19 protein-coding genes and 1 pseudogene are annotated in these 22,688 nt (G+C 67.9%); 10 read left to right on the forward strand and 10 right to left on the reverse strand.

The window, feature by feature from the left end; translation table 11 throughout:
• Position 1: 1 nt before the first annotated feature.
• Positions 2 to 730, reverse strand: coding sequence for an IS21-like element helper ATPase IstB (istB, locus tag O5O54_RS10240; RefSeq protein ID WP_279481386.1), 729 nt, complete (start codon positions 728 to 730; stop codon positions 2 to 4).
• A gap of 5 nt (positions 731 to 735) precedes the next feature.
• Positions 736 to 1,757: pseudogene (locus O5O54_RS10245) on the reverse strand (transposase); the annotation flags it as partial.
• Positions 1,758 to 1,840: 83 nt separating this feature from the next.
• Here O5O54_RS10245 and O5O54_RS10250 point away from each other — a divergent pair.
• Together O5O54_RS10250 and O5O54_RS10255 are read left to right on the forward strand one after the other, a co-directional pair.
• Positions 1,841 to 2,872, forward strand: coding sequence for an IS110 family transposase (locus O5O54_RS10250; RefSeq protein ID WP_279481388.1), 1,032 nt, complete (start codon positions 1,841 to 1,843; stop codon positions 2,870 to 2,872).
• A gap of 388 nt (positions 2,873 to 3,260) precedes the next feature.
• Positions 3,261 to 4,298: an IS110 family transposase gene (locus O5O54_RS10255; RefSeq protein ID WP_279481390.1), complete on the forward strand. Its 1,038-nt coding sequence runs from the start codon at positions 3,261 to 3,263 to the stop codon at positions 4,296 to 4,298.
• 446 nt (positions 4,299 to 4,744) lie between these two features.
• On the opposite strand, the gene O5O54_RS10260 is transcribed toward O5O54_RS10255, so the two are convergent.
• Entirely contained in the window at positions 4,745 to 4,996 is a 252-nt protein-coding gene (locus O5O54_RS10260; RefSeq protein WP_279481391.1) for a hypothetical protein, read from the reverse strand.
• 387 nt (positions 4,997 to 5,383) lie between these two features.
• Positions 5,384 to 6,361, reverse strand: coding sequence for a GNAT family N-acetyltransferase (locus O5O54_RS10265; protein ID WP_279481393.1), 978 nt, complete (start codon positions 6,359 to 6,361; stop codon positions 5,384 to 5,386).
• Between the two features lie 1,346 nt (positions 6,362 to 7,707).
• On the opposite strand from O5O54_RS10265, the gene O5O54_RS10270 reads away from it, so the two are divergent.
• Positions 7,708 to 8,676 carry an AraC family transcriptional regulator gene (locus O5O54_RS10270; RefSeq protein ID WP_279481395.1) on the forward strand — a complete coding sequence of 323 codons (969 nt, stop codon included), beginning with the start codon at positions 7,708 to 7,710 and terminating at the stop codon, positions 8,674 to 8,676.
• 94 nt (positions 8,677 to 8,770) lie between these two features.
• Positions 8,771 to 9,757 (forward strand): AraC family transcriptional regulator, encoded by a 987-nt coding sequence (locus O5O54_RS10275; RefSeq protein ID WP_279481396.1) that lies wholly within the window; start codon positions 8,771 to 8,773, stop codon positions 9,755 to 9,757.
• Between the two features lie 27 nt (positions 9,758 to 9,784).
• On the opposite strand, the gene O5O54_RS10280 is transcribed toward O5O54_RS10275, so the two are convergent.
• Positions 9,785 to 10,780 (reverse strand): AraC family transcriptional regulator, encoded by a 996-nt coding sequence (locus tag O5O54_RS10280; RefSeq protein ID WP_279481399.1) that lies wholly within the window; start codon positions 10,778 to 10,780, stop codon positions 9,785 to 9,787.
• A gap of 219 nt (positions 10,781 to 10,999) precedes the next feature.
• Here O5O54_RS10280 and O5O54_RS10285 point away from each other — a divergent pair, with 219 nt between their 5' ends.
• Positions 11,000 to 12,592, forward strand: a complete 1,593-nt coding sequence (locus O5O54_RS10285) for a gamma-glutamyltransferase family protein (protein ID WP_279481807.1) — start codon at positions 11,000 to 11,002, stop codon at positions 12,590 to 12,592.
• Positions 12,593 to 12,651: 59 nt separating this feature from the next.
• Here the strand turns inward: O5O54_RS10285 and O5O54_RS10290 are convergent, their stop codons facing one another.
• Positions 12,652 to 12,828, reverse strand: coding sequence for a hypothetical protein (locus O5O54_RS10290; RefSeq protein ID WP_279481401.1), 177 nt, complete (start codon positions 12,826 to 12,828; stop codon positions 12,652 to 12,654).
• A gap of 310 nt (positions 12,829 to 13,138) precedes the next feature.
• On the opposite strand from O5O54_RS10290, the gene O5O54_RS10295 reads away from it, so the two are divergent.
• Together O5O54_RS10295 and O5O54_RS10300 are read left to right on the forward strand one after the other, a co-directional pair.
• Positions 13,139 to 14,371 carry an NAD(P)/FAD-dependent oxidoreductase gene (locus tag O5O54_RS10295; RefSeq protein WP_279481404.1) on the forward strand — a complete coding sequence of 411 codons (1,233 nt, stop codon included), beginning with the start codon at positions 13,139 to 13,141 and terminating at the stop codon, positions 14,369 to 14,371.
• 112 nt (positions 14,372 to 14,483) lie between these two features.
• The gene (locus tag O5O54_RS10300) at positions 14,484 to 15,563 is read left to right on the forward strand and encodes a hypothetical protein (RefSeq protein ID WP_279481405.1); all 1,080 of its coding nucleotides are present in this window, start codon (positions 14,484 to 14,486) and stop codon (positions 15,561 to 15,563) included.
• 60 nt (positions 15,564 to 15,623) lie between these two features.
• Here the strand turns inward: O5O54_RS10300 and O5O54_RS10305 are convergent, their stop codons facing one another.
• The 3 genes from O5O54_RS10305 to O5O54_RS10315 all read right to left on the reverse strand — a co-directional run bounded on the left by O5O54_RS10305 (position 15,624) and on the right by O5O54_RS10315 (position 17,592).
• The gene (locus O5O54_RS10305) at positions 15,624 to 15,977 is read right to left on the reverse strand and encodes a DUF6481 family protein (RefSeq protein WP_347814884.1); all 354 of its coding nucleotides are present in this window, start codon (positions 15,975 to 15,977) and stop codon (positions 15,624 to 15,626) included.
• Between the two features lie 161 nt (positions 15,978 to 16,138).
• Positions 16,139 to 16,411 (reverse strand): hypothetical protein, encoded by a 273-nt coding sequence (locus O5O54_RS10310; RefSeq protein ID WP_279481409.1) that lies wholly within the window; start codon positions 16,409 to 16,411, stop codon positions 16,139 to 16,141.
• Positions 16,412 to 16,689: 278 nt separating this feature from the next.
• Positions 16,690 to 17,592, reverse strand: a complete 903-nt coding sequence (locus O5O54_RS10315; RefSeq protein ID WP_279481410.1) for a DMT family transporter — start codon at positions 17,590 to 17,592, stop codon at positions 16,690 to 16,692.
• Between the two features lie 176 nt (positions 17,593 to 17,768).
• Here O5O54_RS10315 and O5O54_RS10320 point away from each other — a divergent pair, with 176 nt between their 5' ends.
• Positions 17,769 to 18,926, forward strand: a complete 1,158-nt coding sequence (locus O5O54_RS10320; RefSeq protein ID WP_279481412.1) for a Xaa-Pro peptidase family protein — start codon at positions 17,769 to 17,771, stop codon at positions 18,924 to 18,926.
• A gap of 40 nt (positions 18,927 to 18,966) precedes the next feature.
• Here the strand turns inward: O5O54_RS10320 and zwf are convergent, their stop codons facing one another.
• Complete coding sequence (gene zwf / locus O5O54_RS10325; RefSeq protein WP_279481414.1) at positions 18,967 to 20,484, reverse strand: glucose-6-phosphate dehydrogenase; 1,518 nt, start codon at positions 20,482 to 20,484, stop codon at positions 18,967 to 18,969.
• A 259-nt stretch (positions 20,485 to 20,743) separates the two neighbouring features.
• On the opposite strand from zwf, the gene O5O54_RS10330 reads away from it, so the two are divergent.
• Positions 20,744 to 21,133, forward strand: a complete 390-nt coding sequence (locus O5O54_RS10330) for a DUF2946 family protein (RefSeq protein WP_279481416.1) — start codon at positions 20,744 to 20,746, stop codon at positions 21,131 to 21,133.
• A gap of 145 nt (positions 21,134 to 21,278) precedes the next feature.
• Positions 21,279 to 22,643 (forward strand): PepSY domain-containing protein, encoded by a 1,365-nt coding sequence (locus O5O54_RS10335; RefSeq protein ID WP_279481417.1) that lies wholly within the window; start codon positions 21,279 to 21,281, stop codon positions 22,641 to 22,643.
• Positions 22,644 to 22,688: the final 45 nt, after the last annotated feature.

A 22,688-nucleotide genomic window follows, 5' to 3' on the forward strand; every position in this document is an offset into this window, starting at 1 on the left:
GTCAGAGGCGGTTCTTGAAGCGCCAGCTTTCGTTGCCGGTCTCGACGATGTCGCAGTGGTGGGTCAGGCGGTCGAGGAGCGCGGTGGTCATCTTGGCGTCGCCGAAGACCGAAGGCCATTCGCCAAAGGCCAGGTTCGTGGTGACGATCACCGAGGTCTGCTCGTAGAGCCGACTGATGAGGTGGAACAGGAGCTGTCCGCCGGACTGGGCGAACGGCAGGTAGCCGAGTTCGTCGAGAACGATGAAGTCCATGCGCGAGAGGTAGTCGGCCATGCGGCCCTGGCGTCCCGCCCGCGTCTCGGCCTCGAGCTTGTTGACGAGGTCGACGACGTTGAAGAAGCGGCCTCGGGCGCCGCCCCGGATGCAGGCTCTTGCGATGGCGATCGCCAGATGGGTCTTGCCGGTGCCCGTGCCCCCGATCAGGACGGCATTGCGCTGATGGGCGATGAAGTTGCCGGACGCCAGGTCGCGCACCAGCGTCTCGTTGATCGGCGTGCCCTGGAACACGAACTCCTCGACGTCCCGGGCCAGCGGCAGCTTGGAGCTGGTGATCTGGTACTTGATCGATCGCGCCTGCTTCTCGGAGATCTCGGCCTGAAGCAGATCGCCGACGACCCGGCTCGGCTCGTGCTGGCGCTTTACGGCCGTCGAGACGATCTCGTCGAAGGCTGCCTTCATGCCGTAGAGCTTCAGCTCGCCCATGGCGCCGAGGATCTCGGAGCGTTCCATCACAGTGCTCTCCTGAGGTTGTCGTAGCGTGCGCAGTCGGCCACCGGCTCGTGGCGAAGCCGCAGCGCGTCCGGGGTCATGATGGTGATCGGACGCACCGGCTCGCGGGCTCGCGCCAGGATGTTGAGAATGACGTCAGCGGAGTGGACACCCTCGCCGAGCGCCTCCAGGCAGGCCGACTCCACCGCCGGCAGACCGTCGCTCAAGACCGCGGTCAGGATGTCGACCATCTGGCGACCGCCGTCGGGTGATGTGTCCAGCTTGCGGCGCACGCGCTCCAAGCCGGAAGGCAGAACCCAATCCTTGAACGGCGCGCCGTTGCGCAAAGCGCCCGGCTTCCTCGCCAGCACGGGTACGTAATGCCAGGGATCGTAGATTGTCTGCTCGCGTCCGAAGCCACGCGTGTGTTCACCCACGATCCGACCCTCCTGGCGGATCTCGATCCGATCGGCATAGGCGCGGATCTCCACCGGACGTCCGACGGCACTGGCCGTGACCGAGTAGCGGTTGCTGTCGAAGCGCACGAGGCACGTCTTCGACACGGCGGCCTGCACTCCATGAAAGCCGTCGAAGCGACCGCGATAGGGCACAAGGCTCCCCCGCTCGGCTTCGAATGCCTCCCACACCGTCCGGTCTCGCAGTTCGGGATGACGGTGCGCCTTGGCAAAGGCGATCGTCCTGTCGAGCAGCCAGGCGTTCAGCTCCTCGTAGTTCTTCACCCGAAGACGGGGCGTGAAGAAGCGCTCGCGCACCAGCCCGACTTGGGTATCTCGACCTGACCCTTCTCCCAGCCCGACGCCGGTGTGCAGGCCACCGGATCGACGAGGTAGTGCCCGCACATCTGGAGGAAGCGCCGGTTGTAGGCGCGCTCGCGGCCGACGAAGATCGTCTTCACCGCCGTCTTCATATTGTCGTAGATGCCCCGCGTGCAGGCACCGCGGAAGAAGGCGAACGCCCGGTCGTGCGCGTCGAACACCATCTCCTGGCTCTCGCGCGGATAGGCCCGGACGAACAGCATCCGAGAATGATGGTGTGGAACGGCCCTTCGAAGCAGCTTCGAGGGCGCCTATCGTGAGAGGGCAACCGGCACGATAGACAGGGAGACGTTCCATGGAGAAGATCACGACGATCGGACTGGATCTGGCCAAGTCGGTCTTCCAGGTTCACGGCATCTCAGAAGATGGCCGCATCATTGTCCGCCGCGCTCTACGGCGATCGCAGGTTCTGGACTTTTTCCGTAACCTCGAACCCTGTCTTGTCGGGATCGAGGCGTGTGCCAGCGCACACCACTGGGCGAATGAGATCGGTGCCTTCGGCCATACCGTCCGCATGATGCCGGCGGCCTATGTCAAAGCGTACGTGAAGCGCAATAAAACCGATGCCGCGGACGCCGAGGCGATCTGCGAGGCGGTGATGCGGCCCACGATGCGCTTCGTGCCGATCAAGGCTCCGGACGAGCAGGCCGCGGGTATGGTGCTCAAGACCCGCGAGCTCTTTGTGCGTCAGCGTACGCAGACGGCGAATGCGATGCGCGCCCATATGGCCGAGCTCGGCATCATTGCTGCGACCGGCATGACCAGTGTCACCAAGCTTATCGCCATCCTGCGCGACGAGAACGAAGCCCGCCTGCCATCTGCGGCTCGGGCCGCGCTTCTGGAGATGGCGGAGCAGGTCGAGAGATTGACGACCCGTATCGAGGCGCTCGACACGAAGATCGTGGCCGCGGTGAAGAGCGACGAGACCGCTCGACGGCTCACCAGCATTCCGGGCGTTGGACCGATCATCGCCGCGACGGTCCGAGCAACGGTCCAGGATCCGGGCGCTTTCCCGACAGGGCGCGATCTGGCGGCCTGGATCGGGATCACCCCGCGAGCTCATTCGAGCGGCGGCAAGGAACGGCTCGGTAGGATATCGAAGCAGGGCAACAAGCAGTTGCGCACCTTGCTGATCGTTGGAGCGACGTCGATCCTGAAGCAGGCCCGCCGAGGGGTGAAGTTGCCGGCTTGGGTCATCTCGCTACTGGCTCGCCGGCCCTACAAGGTCGCGGCCGTGGCGCTGGCCAACAAGATGGCGCGCACGATCTGGGCGTTGCTCGTGAAGGGCGGCGTCTACCAGGCGTCGCCGATCATGGCACGCCTGTAGGGATGGAGGATTCCGGCATCATGATGCCGGGATGACAGCAAGGTGCCAATGCGTGATGAACCCGAGGGACGATACCTCGACGCCGACCAGACCGTCTGACGCAATGCGCCAGCGAGCGCGTGAGAATGATAAGGCGATCGGCATCGCGGATCTCATCGTGGCCAGCGGTCTAGCACCGCGCCAACAGGCCGGACATATGACTGCACCGTCCGACGGCGAATGACGCAGCAACTACCTTGCCAACCGGGCCGTTCCACATATGCGTCAGACCCAAACTTGCACGCCGAATGACAAATCGCAGGTGGCACCTCTCGCCGAGGATGAAGCGGTTCCCCAAGCTGGTCATCCCGCAACGATCGGTGTTGCCGATAAGGGAAGGAGAACAAAGATGCCCTCCTATGCAGCTTTGGATGTGTCGCAGGAGACGACGGCGATCTGCGTCGTCGACGAGGCCGGTCGGATCCTGGCCGAGAAGAAGGTCGCAACCTGTCCGGACGCGATCACCAGCTATCTGACGCAAAAGGCGCCCGCCCTCGTCCGGGTCGGGCTGGAGACGGGCCCGTTGGCGGTGTGGCTCTGGAACGAGCTCGCTGCACGCCGTCTTCCGGTCCTGTGCATCGATGCCCGACATGCCAACGCGGCTCTGACGATGAGACCCGTGAAGACGGACCGCAACGACGCGGCTGGCCTGGCGCAGATCATGCGGACCGGCTGGTTCAAGGAAGTGCGCATCAAGAGCCGCGACAGCTACCAGGTTCGCTCCCTTCTGGTGGCTCGCGAGATGCTGGTGCGGATCCGCGTCAAGATCGAGAACGAGATCCGAGGCCTCCTGCGCACCTTCGGCGTTCTGTTCGGCAAGCGTGTCGGAGGGTTCATCGGCCGAGCCGACGAGATCATCGCCGGCGAACTCGATGCGTCCCCGGAGATGCGTCTCATTGCCGAGACACTGATGAAGGCGAGAGCCTCGATGCTTGATCAGATCAAGGTTCTGGACCGCCGCCTCATGGCGGTCGCAAAAACAAACCCCACGGAGCGCCTGTTCATGACCATGCCGGGCGTCGGCGTCATCACCGCCCTTTCCGTCGCCTCGTCCTTCGACGACGCATCGCGCTTCCAACGATCCTCGAGTGCTGGCGCCTATCTCGGCCTCACACCGCGACGATACGAGTCCGGCGAGACGAGCCGCAACGGGCGCATCTCCAAACAGGGGAGCCTGATGACCAGGAAGCACCTTTACGAGGCGGCCACGACGCTCCTGACGCGCAACCTGCGCTTCTCCACGCTCAAGGCGTGGGGCCTGAAGCTGGCAAAGGCGTCCGGGTTCAAGAAGGCAAGGATCACCGCGGCCCGCAAGATGGCCGTGATCCTGCACGCCATGTGGAAGACCAACACTCCATTCCGCTGGAGTCAGGAGGCAGCGGCCTAACCGTCGCCGTGCCGCTCCACTGACGACAACGGATGCGTCCCCGCCGGGACGTATGGCGCGGATCAGGCCGTCCCTGAAAATGCGGTGCCATCGGCAACCGCGAGGACCACTTCGGTCGATCCAACCATCTGACGCCAACATGCGGCGATCCATCGAGGCCGACCGCGGAGAGAACCATGAACCCGGCGTGTGCGCAGACCTCAGTCAGCCAGCTTGACGAATGCGATCAGAGAACTTTTCAGGGGGAAAACCAGGTTTCGAAACGCCTTAGATGATCGCTACGATTGTACGGATCGGCTTCACAGCGAGTCTTCCTCGCGATCGAGCGGTTTCGATTACGCGAGCTGGCGCAGGGTGTAGCGCGTGACGGGGACGTGTATGCCTGCGGCTTCGGCGCGTGCGATCGCGGCCTCGACATCGGCGACAAGTTGGGCCTTGGCGGCGACCTAGTCTATGAGCTTTTTCGAGGCGGCGAGGGGGAGCCGGATGTAGCCAGTCCTCCACCGCGTGGCGACGCGCTTATCGGCTAAGCCGAACAGCATATGAATTTCGTTGTCCGTGTCGGTCGGGAACAGCTGCTCGACGAGCGGCGCAGCGGCGGGTGTCGTGTGATCGAGCGGCGGCATGTCCGGCTCGTCGCTGGTCGTCGAGCGAGGAAGGTTCCTGAGGCTCAGGCGCGGGCGGGGATCGTCTGGCATGCGGCTGGCCTCCATCGCCAAGGGTCCGATAACCTGCGACTGACGCCCTACCCTCCGCAACCCGCTTTTCAAATGAAATTGAAAAATCCATTATGAATTTCGGTCCGTCAAGCTTGCCGGACGGGTACATCCAGGTGGTACACACGACATCGATAGCGGACTGCGAGATCCCAGCATTTGCAGGGCTTCCAGGGGCGTGCGGGTGGAGCCCCATCCTCTCCGCCACGACCCCGCACAACCGCCCAATCCCCTCCGCTGCAGGATTTGAAGCGCTTCCTGCAAGACATTCCGAGCGACACGGCGTACGCGTCGGCGAAGAACGACGCCGCCGGCGTGCCGCAGGCCTTTCGGTCGCGACGGATCCTTCCCTTCCCGATCCCGGGCCTTTCAGCGCGGATCGATGTCGCGGCGGGACGCCAGGACCATTTCGGTGCGGTCCGCGATTGGCGCGAAGCGGCGGTGGCACAGCGCAAGCATGGCGGGTCGCCCCGTATGGGTCTGGAAATAGGCCGGCGAGGCATGCCCGAAGACTTCGGCCTGGCGTCGGTAGCAGTGATGGAAAGCGCCGATGCCCAGACCGGAGCGCCAGAGCGAGGGTTCCAGGAAGAACTCGGCATACTCCACCGCGGGCATGCGGCCGCGCACGAACTTGCGTGGGGCGGGCAGCGCCACGACCCAGCCGACGACTGCCCCTTCACGGCGGAGCAGGATGCTCGTCTCGGGCACCAGGCGGCCCGAATAGGCGAGCGGTCCGCGCATGCTGCCGATGGCCGGGTCGGCGAGAAGGTTTGCGATCGCGCGCCTGTCCGCCGCGTCGGGTTCGACGGGCGAGAACTGGAAGCCGCTTGGCGGCGACAGGCGGTCGCGGACCGCCGGCCAGCGGCCGACGATGTCGGCCATCACGCCGGCCCGCCCCAGGACCCGCAGGATCAGCGGCTCCGGCGCCGACCAACCCGCGCGCTGGAGGATCGTCCCGAGTGCGCCATGGCCCGTAGCGTCGGACATAAAGGAGAAGACCAAGCGGCGCGCGCCCCGCCGAGCGGCCTCGCGCTGCCATGCGTCCAGGAGGGAAAGCCCGTGACCACGGCGCCGATGGGTCTCCGCCACGCACAAGGATAGGAGGCGGGCGTTGCCGTGCTCGTCGCATTCGCCGAGGGCCAGCCCGATCGGCAGTGTCCCATCCGTAATGCCCACCGCGATCCGGTACGGCCCGGCCGAGGCGAGCTCCTTGCGCAGCCGTCGGAGGGTCAGCGCACCAAACTCACCCGCGTCGTCGTCGAGCGGGATCGCAGGCAGGCGTCCGAAATTGACCGCGAAGTCCGGGGTGAGTCGATGGTCGATCGTCGCGCTCCTGCTATGCTGCAAAACTTGAACCGACCTCCGTCTGCGCGGAGGCGGCGTCCGGTCGCCAGTGGCCCGGCGGAGGTTTCCGAACGGCAGTCGGCCGACCTGGGACAAGGACGGGCGCCCCATCGCGCGGTTCGGGCCGGCGCAGAGACGGCCTGTTCCGCCGAGTTCGATCCGCTTGCGTACGGGACCCGAGTTCCGGCCGGGTATCGAGCCGCCGGACCCTCGGTCGAGCGCCTTCGCGTCTCCTGATCGCTTCTTCCCAATCGGGCTACCCGATGCCTCTCGGACCTCTGCATGACTTGACACAAACGAAATTGCAGCTGGGCGCGCCGTCATCAACGTGGCTTCGCCAACTCTCCAGCCGATGGGACGAAATCCGCGAATTGTGGGACGAAATCGCCGGAAGCCTTGTCGGCGGCAGGCACGACCTTCCCCGACACCGCGCAGGGACTTGCCGGCCTCCCCTCAAGCCGTCGATCTGAAAGGCGGAGCCCATGGGACGTGAGAGCGGCATCGTGGGACGCAATGACGAAGAGGCCGCCTTGCCGTCACTCGCTGCGGCCGGCGAGAGGAACTAGACAGGAAGGCGGGCGGGGCCATCGGAGGCGCTGCCTCTCACCGCCCGCGGCGCGAGGCGGGGGTCCGTCACACGAGGACGAGGGTTCTGGAGCATGGTACGGTCGGCACCCATCGCCACGCGGCCGGCGGCATGACCGCGTTCGGCCTCGACCGGAAAGGGCGGGTTGCGGGCGGGACCCTCGCGTGAGCCCCTATGTCCAGGTCCGTGCCGGCGCCCAATGGTTCCTCCTGCCGTCGAGCTGCGTCGGCGAAATCGGCGTGGCTTTGCCGCGGGCAGCGGGGCGCCGTGTCCTCGACGCCCGCCGCCTCGATCCCGCGCAGGACGATCGAAGACGGGAGAGGCCGGTTGCGCTGGAATGGCGGCGCCCTTCCCTTGTGGTGCTCGTCGATGGGGTGGAAGGCTTGGTGAGCCCCGATCCGCGCGACATCATGTGTCTTCCTCAGGCGCAGACGGGGCTTGGCTCGTTCTTCGACGCGGCATGGTACGATCGGACGAACGGTCGATTCCTCCTGCGTGTGCGAGCGGACGCGGCATCCGCGCATCCGGGCCGGCGCGTTGTCGATCTGATCAGGCGGCTCCGACCGGAAAGGACCTAAGGCGACATGACGACGGCGGCGCCCACGCGCCAAGCTTGCCGGATTCGGGGGATGATCGAGAGCGATAAGGCCCAGCGGCGTGATCGCCGAATCACGGCCGGCGGCTGCGGACCGGTGGCTGGTCGAACGGCCCCGCTCCTAAACGAAGGTTCTCCTCTCCGGCTTCAGCCGTCTGGCCTCGCTCGATGACGGGCTTACCGCTGTTTCGCTGGGAGCGGTTCGTGACCGCCGTCGCGGCGGCAGATCTGGCGACGGCGCTGGCCCCCCTCCTCGCCGTGCCCGATTGGGGCGCGGGCAGCTTCCCCGTTGAGTTCGACGCCCGGGCGACGGGCGGTTCGCTTCTCCTGCGCCTCACCGGCCGGTCGCTGCGGCTGCAGCGCGCGCCGATGGCGGAGCGCAAGGGAGGGTGGGACCATCGGCTGGTCCTCCTTCTCCGCGAGGGGAGGGGCGAACTGTCGTACGACGGGTCGGTCGCCTCCGTCGCGCCCGGTGACCACGTCCTCCTCGATATGAGCAGGGCCTTCGCCTTCTCCGCCTCGGGACGCTTCGAGGTGCTGCTCGTCTTTCAGCCCCGTGGATCGATCGCGGCACCTCTTCCCCACGGCACGCACCGGCCGGCGGCCGAGGGTACGGCGACCCTTTTGGCCAGCCATGCGGACTACCTGCTGCGGGAGGCCGTCCTCCTCGACACGCGCGCGGCGCAGGCCGCAAGCGACGCCTTCGCGCTCCTGGCGCATGACAGGCGTAATGCGACGGGTCAGGAAGGGGATGCGCCGTCCGGCGACCGCCCTGCTCTTCTGCGCCGATATCTGGCGCAGCACGCAGCCTCGCCACAGATCTCGCCTGAGAGCGTGGCGCAGGCGCTCGGCGTGTCACGCGCCGCCCTCTACCGGACCGCCGGCCCGGAAGGCGGCGTCGCGGCCATGCTCCTCGACGCCCGTCTGCGGCATGCGGTCAATTTGTTGTTGTCGTGCAATCATGCCGAAAGCCGGATCGCCGAAGTCGCCCGTGCTGTCGGCTTCTCGTCCCTCAACCTGTTCTCCCGGCGCTTCGGTGAACGCTATGGCCTGAGTCCTATGGCTTTCAGAGCCCTCTTCGAGACCTCCGGCGAGGCACGGGTCGATCCGCGCTTTGCGCTCTGGCTCGCCGGATAGGGGTTCGGCGGCGCCAACCCCGCCGCATTCCTTGCGCTGGCATCTGCCTACGCACCCGGCTAAGAGTTCCGGCATTCGCCTCTCGGGCTCTGTCATGCAGCGGATCGATCTCAACGAACTGCCCACGCGCGAGCGCTTCGACGCCTGGACCGTCCTGACGGATCCGTTCTTCATGGTGTCGCGGCAGCGCAAGTCCGACTTTCATTGCCGGATGTCGACCGCGCAGTGGGACGACACGCTCCTGGTCGAAACCGAGGTCTCCGAACAGCGCTACGAGCACACGGTCCGCCATGCACGCAGCGGCGGATGGGACCAGATCGTCTTCCAGATGTATCGCCGGGGAGCCTTTCGCGGGATCTACGGGGATACCGAGGTCAAGGCCGGTGCCGGCGACATCATCCTGATCGACTTCAGCCAGCCCTTCGCGAAGGAGAGCACGGACGAGGTCGACCTGAACCTCGTCGTGCCGCGCGAGATCGTGCAGCAGCGCCTTCCGTATGCGCAGCACGGCGCCGTCCTGAACCACGGCGCTCCCCTGGCGCGCCTCGCCAATATCCATCTCGAAGGGCTGCGGGTCTGCATGGACAGGCTGGAACCCTTGCAGGCGCATGGCGCCATCGACGCCTTTCTCACGCTCCTATCCGGCGCCGGCTTCGCCGAGATCGCCCCGACCGCACTTCCCTTCGTGCGGGCGACGGCGCGGCGCTGCGCGGAAGACTATGTCCGGCGGCATTTGCACGACACCGGTCTCGACATCGCCGCGATCGTCCGTCACTGCGGGATCTCCCGGGCGACCCTCTACCGGCTGTTCGAGCAGGACGGCGGCATACAGGCCTTCATCCGCAATGAAAGGTTGTCCGTCGCCTGGCGTCTCGTGCGCGAGTGTCCGTCCGCGAAGATGCAGGAGATTGCCGATAGTTGCGGGTTCAACGACGCGGCCGGCTTCTCCCGCGCGTTTCGCCAGGCCTTCGACGCGACGCCGAGCGAAGTCCGGGGCGCAGGGCGCACGGCGGAAGGAACAGGGTTCAAGACGCCGGACGAATGGATCGAAACCGTCCGCCGGTTTCAGAGCGAGGCATGAGTCGTCCCGTCGCCTCAGCGACGGGTGTCAACCGAGCGCCTGTTCCGGGCCGCCGCCTTCGAGCCATGTGCGGCGCCATCGCCCGGCCGTGACGAAGTCATTGGCCGGAACGGCCGAGAGTGCCTTGCTGGGCGCGACGCCGTAGCGATTGCGAAAGGCGCGAGCGAAGGCTGCGTCGCTGGGAAATCCGACGGAAAGCGCCAGACGGGCCACGCTGCCGCGGCCGCCGCCCGCCGCCGCCATCTGCCGCCGCGCGCATTCGAGGCGCCGCTCGCGGATGCAGGCCGCGATCCCGCCGATCGGCTCGAAGAGCCGGTAGAGCGCCGAACGGGACAAGCCGAACTGCCGGCAGATCAGGGCGGGCGACAGATCGGTGCGCGCGAGATTGCCGTCGATGAAGCCGAGGATCGCGGCGATCGACAGGTCCAGGATTTCCGCCTGCGCGGTCGGCCTGGCAGCCGCGAGCAGCGTGGCAGCCAGCGTCCCCACGCTTTCCGACAGCGCCTCTCCTTCCTGCGGTGCGAGCAGCGGGGCGACGTCGGCAAGGAGCGTCAGGTGGCCGCCCAGGAGCTGGCCGAGGCCGCTGCCCCCTTCGATCCGCGTCTCGTGGCAGGCGTCGAGCGCCGTCGGCGACAGGCGCAGCAGACGGCGCTCGATCGCCAGCGCTGTCACGCCCGCCGGCTCGAAGCGGATGTCCTCCATCTGGGCGAGGTCGAGGCACAGGATGTCTCCCGGAGCGGCGACGACGGTCCGAGTCCGCGATCGGTAGCGCGTCTCGGGCGTGCAAAGGATCAGGAGGAGAAGATCGTCCGCCCTGTGCCTCCAGGCTCGTGCGTCCGGCCCGGTCACGACGGGACCGGAGAGATCGATCTTCCCGACCGCGAAGCCGGCGAACGCGGCCATCTCGCCGCTCGGGCCGAACCAGCGTCGAACGGCGGGCGTCTCCGCCCCCGGCCCGCCCGCGAGGTAAGGCGTACCATCGGAGGTGGACAGGGATCGCATGGGTTTGGCTGCAGGCATCATGCAAGTCTTTCAACGGCTTGGGCGTCGCATTGTGCCATCAGGATATCGCGCGCGATCGGAAGGCCGTTAGGCGGGGCGTCTCACCCGCAGGCGCGCGATTTGTCTCTGCGTCTCATTCGAAGGGGTATGCCGATCCGTCCGCGGCCGTCGCCGTGGACGCTCCCATGCGTTACGCTTCGGCCGAAGCCTCCAACGAGGTCAGGCGGGAGCGTGAGCGCGATGCGCAATTTCGAGGAACCGGGTCGTTCGCTGGCCGTGGGGCGGAAGGGGATGGCGGCGACGTCGCATCCGGCGGCGGCGCTGACCGCCGTCGAGATCCTCAAGGCGGGCGGCAACGCAGTGGACGCCGCGGTCGCTGCCTGCGCCGTCCAGAGCGTCGTCGAGGCGGGCTCGACCGGCATCGGCGGCGACTGCTTCGCGCTTTTGGCGCCGGGAGGGCGCGATCGTGTCGTCGCCTACAACGGCTCCGGACGGACGCCCGCCGCACTGACGCCCGAGCGCCTCAAAGCCCGCGGCGTGACCGCGCTGGAGCGATCCTCGCCCCATGTCGTCACGGTGCCGGGCGCCGTGGACGCCTGGACGCGCCTCGTCGTCGACCACGGGCGCATGCCGCTCGCCGACATCCTCGCCCCCGCCGCCGCCATGGCGCGCGAAGGCTATGCGGTGACACCGCGCGTCGCCCACGATATCGACGGCCAGCGCGTGCTGCTGGACGCCGATCCAGCGGCCCGCGACCTGTTCCTCGTGGAGGGCCGCGCCCCGCCCGTCGGCACGCTCCAGCGCCAGGAGGCTCTGGCGGGAACGCTGGAGGCGATCGGCCGGGAAGGGCGCGACGCCTTTTATCGCGGCCCCGTCGCCGCAGATATGGTGGAGCACCTCACCGCGCTCGGCGGCCTGCACACGCTTGCCGACTTCGCGGAAGCTGCCGGCGAGTATGTCGAGCCGATCCGCGCCGACTATCGCGGCTGGACCGTGCACGAATGCCCGCCCAACGGACAGGGCATCATCGCCCTGATGATCCTGAAGATCCTGGAGCGCTTCACGCCGGAGGGCGATCCGCTCTCCGCCGACAATCTCCATGTGGAAGTGGAGGCGACCCGCCTCGCCTATGCCGCGCGCGACGCCTTCGTGGCCGACATGGACGCCGCGCCCGTCCCGGTCGAGCATCTCCTGTCCGATCGGATGGCGGACGAGCTTGCCTCTCGCATCGACCTTTCCCGCGCGCTCGACCCGCTGCCCGTCCTCGACGCGGTGGAGCATTCCGACACGGTCTACATCTCGGTGGTGGACGAGGATCGCAACGCGGTCAGCTTCATCAACTCGATCTTCCACCCCTACGGCAGCGGCATCGTCGCGCCTCGCTCGGGCGTTCTGTTCCACAATCGCGGACAGAGCTTCTCGCTGGAGCCGGGCCACCCCAACCGGATCGGCCCGCGCAAGCGCCCGATGCACACGATCATTCCCGGCATGGTGACGAAGGGCGGACGCGCCGTCATGCCCTTCGGCGTCATGGGCGGCCACTACCAGGCCATGGGCCACGCCCATTTCCTGTCCAAGCTCATCGACCACGGCCTGGACCTTCAGTCCGCCATGGATCTGCCGCGCCTTTTCCCGCTGCCGGGCACCAAGGTCGTGGAAACGGAGGCCCGCCTGCGCGACCTCGTCGGAGAGGAGCTGACGCGTCGCGGCTTTTCGATCCAGCCTCCGAAATCCGCGATCGGCGGCAGCCAAGCCATCTGGATCGACTGGGAGAGCGACGCGCTGCTGGGGGGCTCCGATCACCGCAAGGACGGCTGCGCGCTAGGCTACTGAACGAGATCCGGAGCGTATCTTTCCTGCGCCGAGCTAATCGTCGTTGAGCACAGAGAGGGTCAATCCCGCTCAACCCGTTCCGCGTGCTGCCGGAAAGCCAGGTCGAGACGGAGCAGCTTGTCCGCCAGGTCTTCGGGGATCGCGTCGTCGAGCTTGAAGACCGGCCGGTGGCTCATCGCCTTTCGTACCCGAGCCTGCTCGTTGGCGACGAAGATGGTCCGAAGGGCTTGCGACATGACCATGGTCCCGCTTCCAACCGCGCCACGGGCCGACGATGGCATGCCCTACGCTTACATTTGCCTAACCGATTTAGTGGTCGCGAGCCTTACGTCCACGACTCGCCGCCAAACAATGTCCTTCCTATGGGCATCCCCTATCGGTGGCCCGCAAGACACAGGCGTTCGCGTCCGTCGGACCGCGATTTTCCACGACGATGAATTTGGCCCGCCGGCACCTGCCTCGGCATTCGGCACCGCCAACGGCGGGAACGGAGGGTGCCGTCCGAGCGTATCGGAGGCCCAGCCTCCAACCGAGCGTTTACTCCGCATGGCCGACGACATCGACTTCCTGATCATCGGCGGCGGTGCGGCCGGGATCGGCGCCGCGCGGCGCCTAGCGGCGCTCGGCGCTTCGCCGCTCGACGTGGAAGCGTTGGACCGGATCGGCGGGCGGGCCCATACGATCGAGGCGCGGGGCCAGCGGCTCGATCTCGGCTGCGAATGGCTGCATTCCGGCGACCGCAACGTCTGGACAGGAATCGCGGAAGACCTGGGGTTTCGCGTCGACCGGCGCGATCCGGTGTGGGGCGAGCAGTTCCGGGACCTCGGCTTCCCGGCCGCCGATCAGGCCGCGGCGGGGCGCGCCTTCGACGCCTGGGCCGAACGCCTGATCCGTTCCCCTCCGGCCAGCGACCGCTCCAGCGATGCCTTGGAGCCGAACGGAGAATGGAACGGCTTCATCGCGGCGATGACGGGCTTCATCAGCGGTGCGGCGCCCGAGCGGTTGTCCGCCGAGGATTACGTCGCCTACGAGCGCGCCGCTACGGAGGCGAACTGGCGCCTTCCCGCCGGCTACGGCACCCTGGTCGCCGCCAGCCTTCCCGCCTCCGTCGCCGTTCGGACCGACACGCGCGTCGAAGCGATCGACCTCGCGGCCAGGGGCGTCGTCGTCGTCACGTCTCGCGGCACGCTGCGCGCCCGAGCCGTGATCGTGGCCGTGCCGACGTCCGTGCTGGCGGACGGCGCGATCCGCTTGCCGCCCGAAGTCGATCCCTGGCGCGTCGCGGCGGCGGCGCTGCCGCTCGGCCGCGACGAGAAGGTGTTTCTGGAGATCATCGGCGATGCGCCATTCGAGGACGAGACCTATGTGCTCGGCAACCCGCGAACCGCCCGAACCGGCGGCCACTATATCCGCCCGCTCGGCGCTCCGGTGATCGAATGCTTTCTGGGCGGCGGCGCGGCCGACGTCCTCGACGACGGGCCGGACGCGGGCTTCGCCTTCGCGGTGGACGAGATCGTCGCGCTGTTCGGATCCGACGCGAGGCGCTCTCTGCGCCCGCTTGCGGTGTCGAACTGGAGCCAAATCGCGACGATCGGGGGCGCCTACAGCTATGCCCTGCCGGGGCATGCCGGCGCGCGGGCGCTCCTAGCAAAGCCGTTCGACGATTGCCTCTTCTTTGCCGGCGAGGCGACGCATCCCTTCGACTTCACGACGGCGCACGGCGCCCACGACAGCGGCGTGCGCGCGGCGGACGAGGCTTTCGCATCCGCGAGTCGGTGAAGGCCGGCAGGGCAACGCCATCGATATGCGCCGGGGGCTGCCCTCCCCGGCCGGACGGTGGTAGCCAGCGGAACGGCGCGCAAATCGTCGCCACCGAATGGGACAGGACGGCATGACCAACAGGCAGGATCGGCGCTTCGCCGCCAAGCTCGCGCGACAGGCCGCACGGCGCGGCAAGGCGCCGGCCGAGCGCGCGCTTCTGGTCGCGGCTTCGGCCTACTCGGCGGAGCAGCCGATCGAACTCGATTTCGGGATCGAGGGGATCGACGCCGCCTGGGTCAGGCTGGAACCGGAACTGTGGGACATCCTCGATGACGCCTACGAGGACTTCCGCCGCGACCTTTTCGCGGATGCGGCCTGGGGGCCGATGGTGATGCCGTCGGCCTCCGGCGGCGCAAAGGGCCATGATCTCCAGCCGATCTTCCTGCCGGTGACCGGACGGGCCGGCGACCTTTCGGCCTTCGCGGCGGACGCGGCGCGACGGTCCGCTCTGGCGAACTCGCTGCGCGCCTCAGGCATCTTCCCCGAGGATGCGGGGGTCTGGATCCTACCGGTTCTGCTGGCGCCCGAGGCGGTCGATCTCAGAACGGTCGGCCCCGCGGCGGCCTTTCATCTGACGCTGGGACTGGCCGAGGCCATCGCCGCGCCCGAACCGCCGGAGGCGGATAGTTTGAAGGGCTTGGTCGAGAGAGCCGGCCTGCCGATAATTTCTGTGGCGGACGGAGATACGCCGCTGTCCGCCCTCTTCCTCGGCGTGGCGCTGACGCCGGCCGACGAGCGGGAGATGACCGAGGAGGAGGCGGAGGCGCGACGCCTTTCGATGGCGGCGACGCGGGCCTCCTGGCTCGACACCTATGCGGCCGACCTGCCCTTCCGGCTGGACGAGCCGGTTCTCTGGCACGAGGCGGGATCCTCGTTGGCCTGGCATGGCGTCGTCGGCGAGATCGAAGCGGAGATCGCCCAGAGCGGCGGCGGCGACCGCGTGACGCAGCTCCACGCCTGCCTTCTTCCCGAACAGGGCGAGGCCGTGCTCGCGGCCAAGCTGGGGGACAGGTTCATCGGCCCGTTCCATGCGTCGAAGTCGCTTGTCGCGACCGACGTCGACGGGTTCGCCGGCCTGGCGGAGCACTTCGCCGGAGAGCTCGTCGAGCATGAACCGCCGGAGGCGGTCCTGCGCCTCGTCGGCCGGTAGCTCGCGGGGCGTCGAGAACCCTTGTATGGGACGTGGGCCGCTCGCGAGAGCGGCTCCCGGTCAGCCCTTGCGGCTCTGTCGTGCTGCGTAGCGCGCGTCGCGCTTGGCCTTCTGCGCGGCCTGATCCTCGAGCGCCTTGGCGATCAGCTTGTCGCGCTCGGACACGGCCGCCCGCTCGGCCTCCTCGGCGGCGGCGGCACGCTCGGCCGCGAGGGCTGCCTGACGCTCCTCCTCCTCGAGCTTGCGCTGAGCGCGCTTGGCAGCTTCGCGCTCCTCGCGCGCGGCCACCAGCGCCGCGTGCTCCTCGCGGCGGGCCTTGGCGGCCGGGTCGTTCTGCTTGGCCTTCATCTTCTCGAGGAGCGCAGCCTTTGCGTCCTTGGCCGCCTTCTGGCGCTCGACGAAGTCCTTGTCCACCTGCTTCAAAATCTGTCTCGCTTGATCTTTTTGGGTTCCGGCACCGTGTCAATCGCAGGGGCTCAGATGTGGCCGATGCGGGCGGTGCCGGGCAAGGGCCGGTCGTAAGGGAGCCGGCCTTCGAACGCAATGCCGCACCACGTGGAAGCCCACAGGCCCGGTCAGTCCGTCGACGATCGTTCGCTTCCCGCATCCGCCGGACGATCGTCGCCGGCATCCGCCGCCGAGTGCCCCTTGGACGCCTTGGCAAGCGCCTTCTCCGCCTTCTTCGCGGCTTTGGCCTTCTCGCGCTCACGACGCTCGAAATCGAAATTCGGCTTCTTCACGAGCACCTCCGCTGTTTGCACCGTCACTTGGATATGGTGATACGACGGCTCCATTGCACCCTCTGGGGCGCAGACAAAAAAGGCGCCGACGGGAGCCGACGCCTTCACTTTCCATGCCGCCCGCAACGCGTCGCGCCGGTCGAAACCCGACCGACGACGCGCAGGGCCGACCGTTCGTTCAGGCCTTCTTGCCGCCGGGGGTCGTGCCGCCCTTGAGGCTCGGTGCCGCCGCGATCGTCTTCTCGACGACCTTCTTGGGCTTCCTCGCCTCTTTTCCGCCGCGTCTCTTCTCACCCATGATCGCATCCTCCCGAAGTTGCCGGGTCAGGATGACACGGACGCCGGACAAGACAACATCATTCTTTCACACGGGCCGAGACGCGCGCTCAGCTCGCCCGCCTCCGGCGCGCCGGAAGCGTCATCGCGATCACGCTGACGACCACGAAAACGAGCCCGATCCAGGCGGTCGGCTGCGGCGTTTCGCCAAGCGCCACCATGCCGATGCCCACGCCGATCGGCACGCGCAGATAGGCCTGGGCCGTGGTGCCCACCGAGCCGAGGCGCTTCAGAAGGGTGAAGTAGAGCGTGAAGGCCAAGGCCGTCGAGAAGACGGACAGGGCCACGAGCGCCAGGATCGACTCCCGCGAGGGAGAGATCGTCCAGGGGCGGTCGACCACCAGACTGACCGGGATCAGGATCACGGCGCCCCAGAGCAGCGAACCCGCCGCCGGCACCATGGGGTCGAGATCGCGGAACGTGCGCCCGAAGGTCACCGCCGCGCCATAAGCCACCGCCGCCAGCACGATCGCGCACTCGGCCGCGAACTGCTCGCTGAGGCCGCCCAACGCGGAAGGGCCGATGACGAGGCAGATGCCGAAAAGGCCAGCGGCCACGCCGAACACCTTGGTCGCCGTCACCGCCTCGTGCCGGGTGATGCCCCAGTTGATCAAAAAGGCGAAGACCGGGGTCAGGGAGTTGAGGATCGTCGCAAGGCCCGCATCCACGTGCCGCGTTCCCCAGGCGACGAGGACGAAAGGCACGACCGAGTTGAGGCAGGCCTGAACCAGAAAGCGGCCGAGATTCCGCCGATCGGTCGGTAGGCGCACCCGCCGCAGCCGCAGGACGGCCAGGAGCAGCGAGCCCGCAATCAACGTGCGGGCCGCGATCAGCGTGACGGGCGGGATCGTCTCCACGCCGATCTTGATGAAGGTGAAGGCCGCGCCCCAGAGCGTGGCAAGCGCCAGAAGCAGCGCGAGGCTGACGAGGAGGCGGGGCTGCGCAGGCACCATGGGGGAGCTTTCGGGAACGGGCAGTGTCGGCAGCGGCCGGGAGGCGCGAGCGTCTTCCTGACGGATGAGCCATCGGCTGGCAAGCCGCCGCTCCTGCGATCGACCTTGCGCCGCCACCGGCCGCGCGGCATGTCTGCAACGCGCGAAGCACCGCGCCCCCCGCACCGGAGCCGACCATGTCCTCTTCCGCCGCCTGGATCCACCCTGTGCCGCGCATCGGCGAGGCGGAGCGGACGGAGCGGCTCGACCGTCTCCGCGCGCTCCTTGAAGCCGAGGGGCTGGGCGGGCTCCTGCTCGGCTCGACCGAGAGTCTCCGGTACTTCACTGGGTTGGTCTGGCATGCGAGCGAACGGTTCTGCGGCGCCCTCGTCACCCGCGACAGGCTGATCTACATCGTGCCGGGTTTCGAACACTCGCGGGTCGAGACCCTGCCGCGACTGGCCGGCGACATCCTTCCCTGGCAGGAGGAGGAAGAACCCGTCGCCCTCGTCGCCGACCTCCTCGGGCCGGCCGGCACGCTGGCGCTCGACGAGCAGCTTCCGCTCTTCCAGTATCACCGCCTGGCACGCGCGCTCGGCGTCGATCGCCTGCGAGATGGCGGGCCTGTCGTCTCACGCTTGCGCATGCGCAAGTCGGCGGCAGAGATCGCGCTGATCCGCCACGCCATGGGCCTGACGCTCGGGGTGCATCAAAGCGTGCGGTCGATGATGCGCCCCGGCATCCGCGCGTCCGAGGTCGTCACCTACATCGACGCCGAGCACCGGCGCCTCGGCGCCGACGACGGCTCGAACTTCGCCATCGTCTCCTTCGGTGCGGCGACGGCCCTGCCCCATGGCGCGGACGGCGAGCAGACGCTTCGCGACGGAGACGTGATCCTGGTGGACACGGGCTGCCGGCTCGACGGCTACCATTCCGATCTCACGCGGACCTATGTGCACGGAACACCCTCCGCCGAGGTGGAGCGTATCTGGCGCATCGAACGGGAGGCGCAGGACGCGGTCTTCGCCGCGGCCCGGATCGGCGTGCCCTGCTCCGCTCTCGACGATGCCGCACGCGCCGTACTCGGGTGTCACGGGCTCGGACCGGACTACCGCCTGCCCGGCCTGCCGCATCGGGCGGGGCACGGCCTCGGGCTGGAGATCCACGAGGCGCCCTACATCGTGCGCGGCAACGACACGCCGCTGGAGGCGGGCATGTGCTTCTCGGTCGAGCCGATGATCGTGGTGCCCGAGCGTTTCGGTATCCGGCTCGAGGATCACGTCTACATGACGGACGACGGTCCCGAATGGTTCACGCAGCTCGACGACCGGCCGGCCGTCGCGCGGATGTCATGATCCGGCAGCCGGGAGGCCGGAGCACGGCTCCCTTTAACGTTCAATCGGCAGCCCCTTCGGCCATGCGCCGGCCGGCCCGCCGGTCCGGTTCCGGGGCGAGCGGAGCCCAAGCGCGCCCGTCCCTCGCGAGCAGGGCCTCAGCGCCTTTCGGGCCCGCGCTGCCAGCGGGATAGAGTTCCGGCTCGCCCGTCTTCCAGGCTTCCAGCACCGGCTCCACAGCCCGCCATGGCGCTTCGATCGCGTCCGCGCGCTGGAACAGCGAGGCGTCGCCCATCATGCAGGCATAGAGCAGCGACTCGTAGCCGATATTGGGGACATGCGCGAAGAAGTCGTCGTGGCGGAAGCTCTGCGCGACCGGCGCGATGGCCAGTCCCGGCCCCGGCGCCTTGATCTGGAACTCGGAGCGCAGGCCCTTGTCGCCGTCGATATGCAAGATGAGACGGTTGGGCGCCACGTCGCGGCCGAAGAGCCCGTCCGCGGCAGGCTTGAACTGGAGCACGATCTCCGTCCGGTGCGCGGTCAGGCGCTTGCCGGTGCGCAGGTAGAAGGGCACGCCGGCCCAGCGCGGCGTGTCGATCTCGAGCTTCAGGGCGGCATAGGTCTCGATGCGGCTTTGCGGATCGACGCCAGGTTCTTCGCGATAGCCGATCCGCGCCGTTCCGCTCACCGTGCCGGCGGCATACTGGCCGCGCACCATGTCCTCGGGCTTCACCGGCTGCACGGCGCCGAGCACGCGGCCCTTGGCGTCGCGTACGGCCTGTTCGCCGAGGTCGGCGGGCGCCTCCATCGCCACCATCGCCAGAATCTGGAACAGGTGGTTCGGCACCATGTCGCGAAGCGCGCCGGCACGCTCGTAGAAGCTCCCGCGCCCTTCCACGCCCAGAACCTCGGCCGCGGTGATCTGAACATGGTCGAGATGCTCGGCCGACCAGAGCGGCTCGAAGAGGCGGTTCGCGAAGCGAAGGGCGATGATCGCCTGAACCGTTTCCTTTCCGAGGAAATGGTCGATCCGATAGATCTGGTTTTCCTTGGCCAGCGACAGGAGCCTGGCATCCAGCTCGCGGGCCGAGGCCAGGTCGTCGCCGAAGGGCTTCTCGATGACGATGCGGCGGAAGGCGCCGTCGCGCTCGGCCAGGAGCCCGACCCTGCCCAGCCCCTCGGCGATCGGCGCGAAGAAGCGTCCGGCGACGGCGCAGTAGAAGATGGCGTTGCCCTCGATGCGCTGCGCGAGGGCGTCGAAGGTGGAGGACTGCGTGATGTCGCCCTTCAGGAAGCTCAGGCGGTTCGCGATATCCTGCCAGATGTCGTCGCGGATCGTGCCTGCGTTGAACTCGGCGGCCGGATCGGCCGCCATGTCGTGCAGCGCCTTGCCGATATGCTCGCGCCACGTCTCGTCCGACAGGTCCGCGCGGTCGACGCCGATGATCCGCATGCCGGAATGGAGAACGCCGCTCACGGCAAGGTCGTAGATCGACGGCATCAGGAGCCGTTTCACGAGATCGCCGCCCGCTCCGAAGAGGACGAGCGTGCAGGCCGGAGCGGTGGCAGGTGCGGTCATGGTCTCCCCTTGCATCGATGGCTCGGTCCGAAGGCGCGGCCTGCGCCGAACCTTTGGCGCGGAACGCGATTCGCGCCACCGATCCGTTCCACATTTCCAGGCGGGGCTAAAGACCGAAGCGGTCACTCGCTTCTATCGCCGGGCCTGCGCACGGGATTTCCTCGTCCGTTTCGCGCCGGCGCGGTGGACCAAGCGTCCACGTTTCATCCGACCCTGCCGCGTGCTATCGAACCTCCGTGACGGGTGGGGATACGCGAGCGTGACGGCACGACGCCGAAACTGGAGGGGATGGGTGGTGCGCGTGGTCGCGCTGCTGTTCGCCGTCCAGGGCGTTCTTCTTGCCGTCTCGCAGGGCGCGGCCGCCGACACGGTACGTCTGGACCAGTTCGGCAACGTCCTCTGCCTCGCCAGCGCCGATGCGCACGGCACAGTCCCGAGCGGGACCGGTGACGAGCATCCCGGCCTGATGGACTGCTGCGCGCTCGGCTGTCCGATGTTCGCGAGCCTCGTCGGGCCGCCACAAGGAGTGGTATCGCCGCTGGCGGTGCAGGTGCCGGCCGAGATGGCCGCCTTCGTCTCCTATGCCGACGCTCTTGCCAGCGTGGCGGACAGTCCAAGATGGACGCGAGGGCCTCCGGAAGCGGTTTGAGACTGGCCTAGACGGCCGAACCGCCTGCCTTCGCCCTTCCAACGGATGCCGCTCGCTTCGAACCGGCGAGCATCCGCGAGGCGAGGCATGGCATCCGGCGCGCGGCCCGAGCCGATGCGCTTCCCTCCCCTTTTCTGGATCTCCCATGTCGGACCTCACCCTCGACCGTCCGGAGCGCGCCGCGCGTTCCGGCGGATCGGTCGATCTTTATCGCGCCGTCTGGCGCTGGCACTTCTATGCCGGCCTGTTCGTGCTGCCCTTCCTTGTCTCCCTCTCCATCACGGGCGGCCTCTATCTCTTCCGGGACGAAATCGACGCCTTCGTCCATTCCGACCTCAAGCGTGTGGAGGCAATGGCGGACTCGCCTCGCGCCCTGCCTTCCGCCATGGTGGCGGCCGCCCTCACCGCCCATCCCGGCGCTGCCGTCAAGTTCACCGACCCGGCCGATCCCGGCGCGTCCGCCGAGATCACGGTCCGCACCGAGACCGGCGAGCGGCTTGCGGTCTATGTCGATCCCCACGATGCGTCGGTCCTCGGCGCGCTGCCGGATCGCGGCACGGTCATGTGGACGATCCGCCAGCTCCACAGCCTGAAATACTTCGGCGCCTTCGCGCGCAACGCGGTGGAGATCGCGGCCGGCTGGTCGATCCTGCTCGTCGCGACAGGCGTCTACCTCTGGTGGCCGCGCGGCCAGTCCGGGGGCGTCGTCAGCGTTCGCGGTACCCCGGGCCGCCGCGTCTTCTGGCGCGACGCCCATGCCGTGACCGGCATTGCGGTCGGCGGCTTCATCGTCTTCCTGGCCGTGACCGGCATGCCCTGGTCGCAGGTCTGGGGCGGCCAGGTGAACCAGTGGGCCAACGGCTCCAACTTCGGCTATCCCGAAGGCGTACGCACGAACATTCCGATGTCCGACCGGAAGCTCTCCGCAGAAGGCGCGACGAGCTGGTCGCTGGAGCAGGCCGAGATTCCCGCCTCGACGCCCTCTGCGACCCGGCCAATCGGCCTCGACGCGGCGGTGGCGACCTTCGAACGGCTGGGCCTCCATCGCGGCTATGCCGTGACCATCCCGACCAAGCCGACCGACGTCTTTACCGGGTCGGTCTATCCCGACGCGGTGGCCGAGCAGCGCGTCGTCCATCTCGACCAGTACACCGGCGAGCCGCTGCTCGACATGGGCTATGCGGACTACGGCTCGCTCGGCCGGGCGCTGGAATGGGGCATCAATGTCCATCTCGGGCAGGAGTTCGGTCTCGCCAACCAGCTGGTGCTGCTCCTGGTCTGCATCGGCAATGTCGGCCTGGCGGTCTCGGCGGGCGTGATGTGGTGGAAGCGGCGGCCGAGCCGGTCGATGGGCGTGCCGCCCATGCCCAAGGACAAGCGCGTGTTTCGCGGATTGCTGGCGCTTCTGGCAATCGGCGGCGTCCTGTTTCCGCTGGTCGGAGCCTCGCTCCTTGTCATGCTGGCGCTCGACTTTGCCGTCACCCGCCTGCGCCGACACTCTACGCCGTGAGGCAACCTCTCGCGTCGGACACCTCGATCACAACTTGTTTTTGCA

Origin of the sequence: Aureimonas sp. SK2 (assembly GCF_029813115.1) — a bacterium.
Taxonomy (GTDB): Bacteria; Pseudomonadota; Alphaproteobacteria; order Rhizobiales; family Rhizobiaceae; genus Aureimonas.

Bases quoted from the DNA above. Each gene is read 5' to 3' on its own strand.
- zwf (WP_279481414.1), bottom strand. From the start codon at position 20,484: ATGACCGCACCTGCCACCGCTCCGGCCTGCACGCTCGTCCTCTTCGGA.
- O5O54_RS10275 (WP_279481396.1), top strand. From the start codon at position 8,771: ATGCAGCGGATCGATCTCAACGAACTGCCCACGCGCGAGCGCTTCGAC.
- O5O54_RS10250 (WP_279481388.1), top strand. From the start codon at position 1,841: ATGGAGAAGATCACGACGATCGGACTGGATCTGGCCAAGTCGGTCTTC.
- O5O54_RS10300 (WP_279481405.1), top strand. From the start codon at position 14,484: ATGACCAACAGGCAGGATCGGCGCTTCGCCGCCAAGCTCGCGCGACAG.
- O5O54_RS10255 (WP_279481390.1), top strand. From the start codon at position 3,261: ATGCCCTCCTATGCAGCTTTGGATGTGTCGCAGGAGACGACGGCGATC.
- O5O54_RS10295 (WP_279481404.1), top strand. From the start codon at position 13,139: ATGGCCGACGACATCGACTTCCTGATCATCGGCGGCGGTGCGGCCGGG.
- O5O54_RS10290 (WP_279481401.1), bottom strand. From the start codon at position 12,828: ATGTCGCAAGCCCTTCGGACCATCTTCGTCGCCAACGAGCAGGCTCGG.
- O5O54_RS10315 (WP_279481410.1), bottom strand. From the start codon at position 17,592: ATGGTGCCTGCGCAGCCCCGCCTCCTCGTCAGCCTCGCGCTGCTTCTG.
- O5O54_RS10285 (WP_279481807.1), top strand. From the start codon at position 11,000: ATGCGCAATTTCGAGGAACCGGGTCGTTCGCTGGCCGTGGGGCGGAAG.
- O5O54_RS10270 (WP_279481395.1), top strand. From the start codon at position 7,708: ATGACGGGCTTACCGCTGTTTCGCTGGGAGCGGTTCGTGACCGCCGTC.
- O5O54_RS10320 (WP_279481412.1), top strand. From the start codon at position 17,769: ATGTCCTCTTCCGCCGCCTGGATCCACCCTGTGCCGCGCATCGGCGAG.
- istB (WP_279481386.1), bottom strand. From the start codon at position 730: ATGGAACGCTCCGAGATCCTCGGCGCCATGGGCGAGCTGAAGCTCTAC.
- O5O54_RS10280 (WP_279481399.1), bottom strand. From the start codon at position 10,780: ATGATGCCTGCAGCCAAACCCATGCGATCCCTGTCCACCTCCGATGGT.
- O5O54_RS10260 (WP_279481391.1), bottom strand. From the start codon at position 4,996: ATGCCAGACGATCCCCGCCCGCGCCTGAGCCTCAGGAACCTTCCTCGC.
- O5O54_RS10335 (WP_279481417.1), top strand. From the start codon at position 21,279: ATGTCGGACCTCACCCTCGACCGTCCGGAGCGCGCCGCGCGTTCCGGC.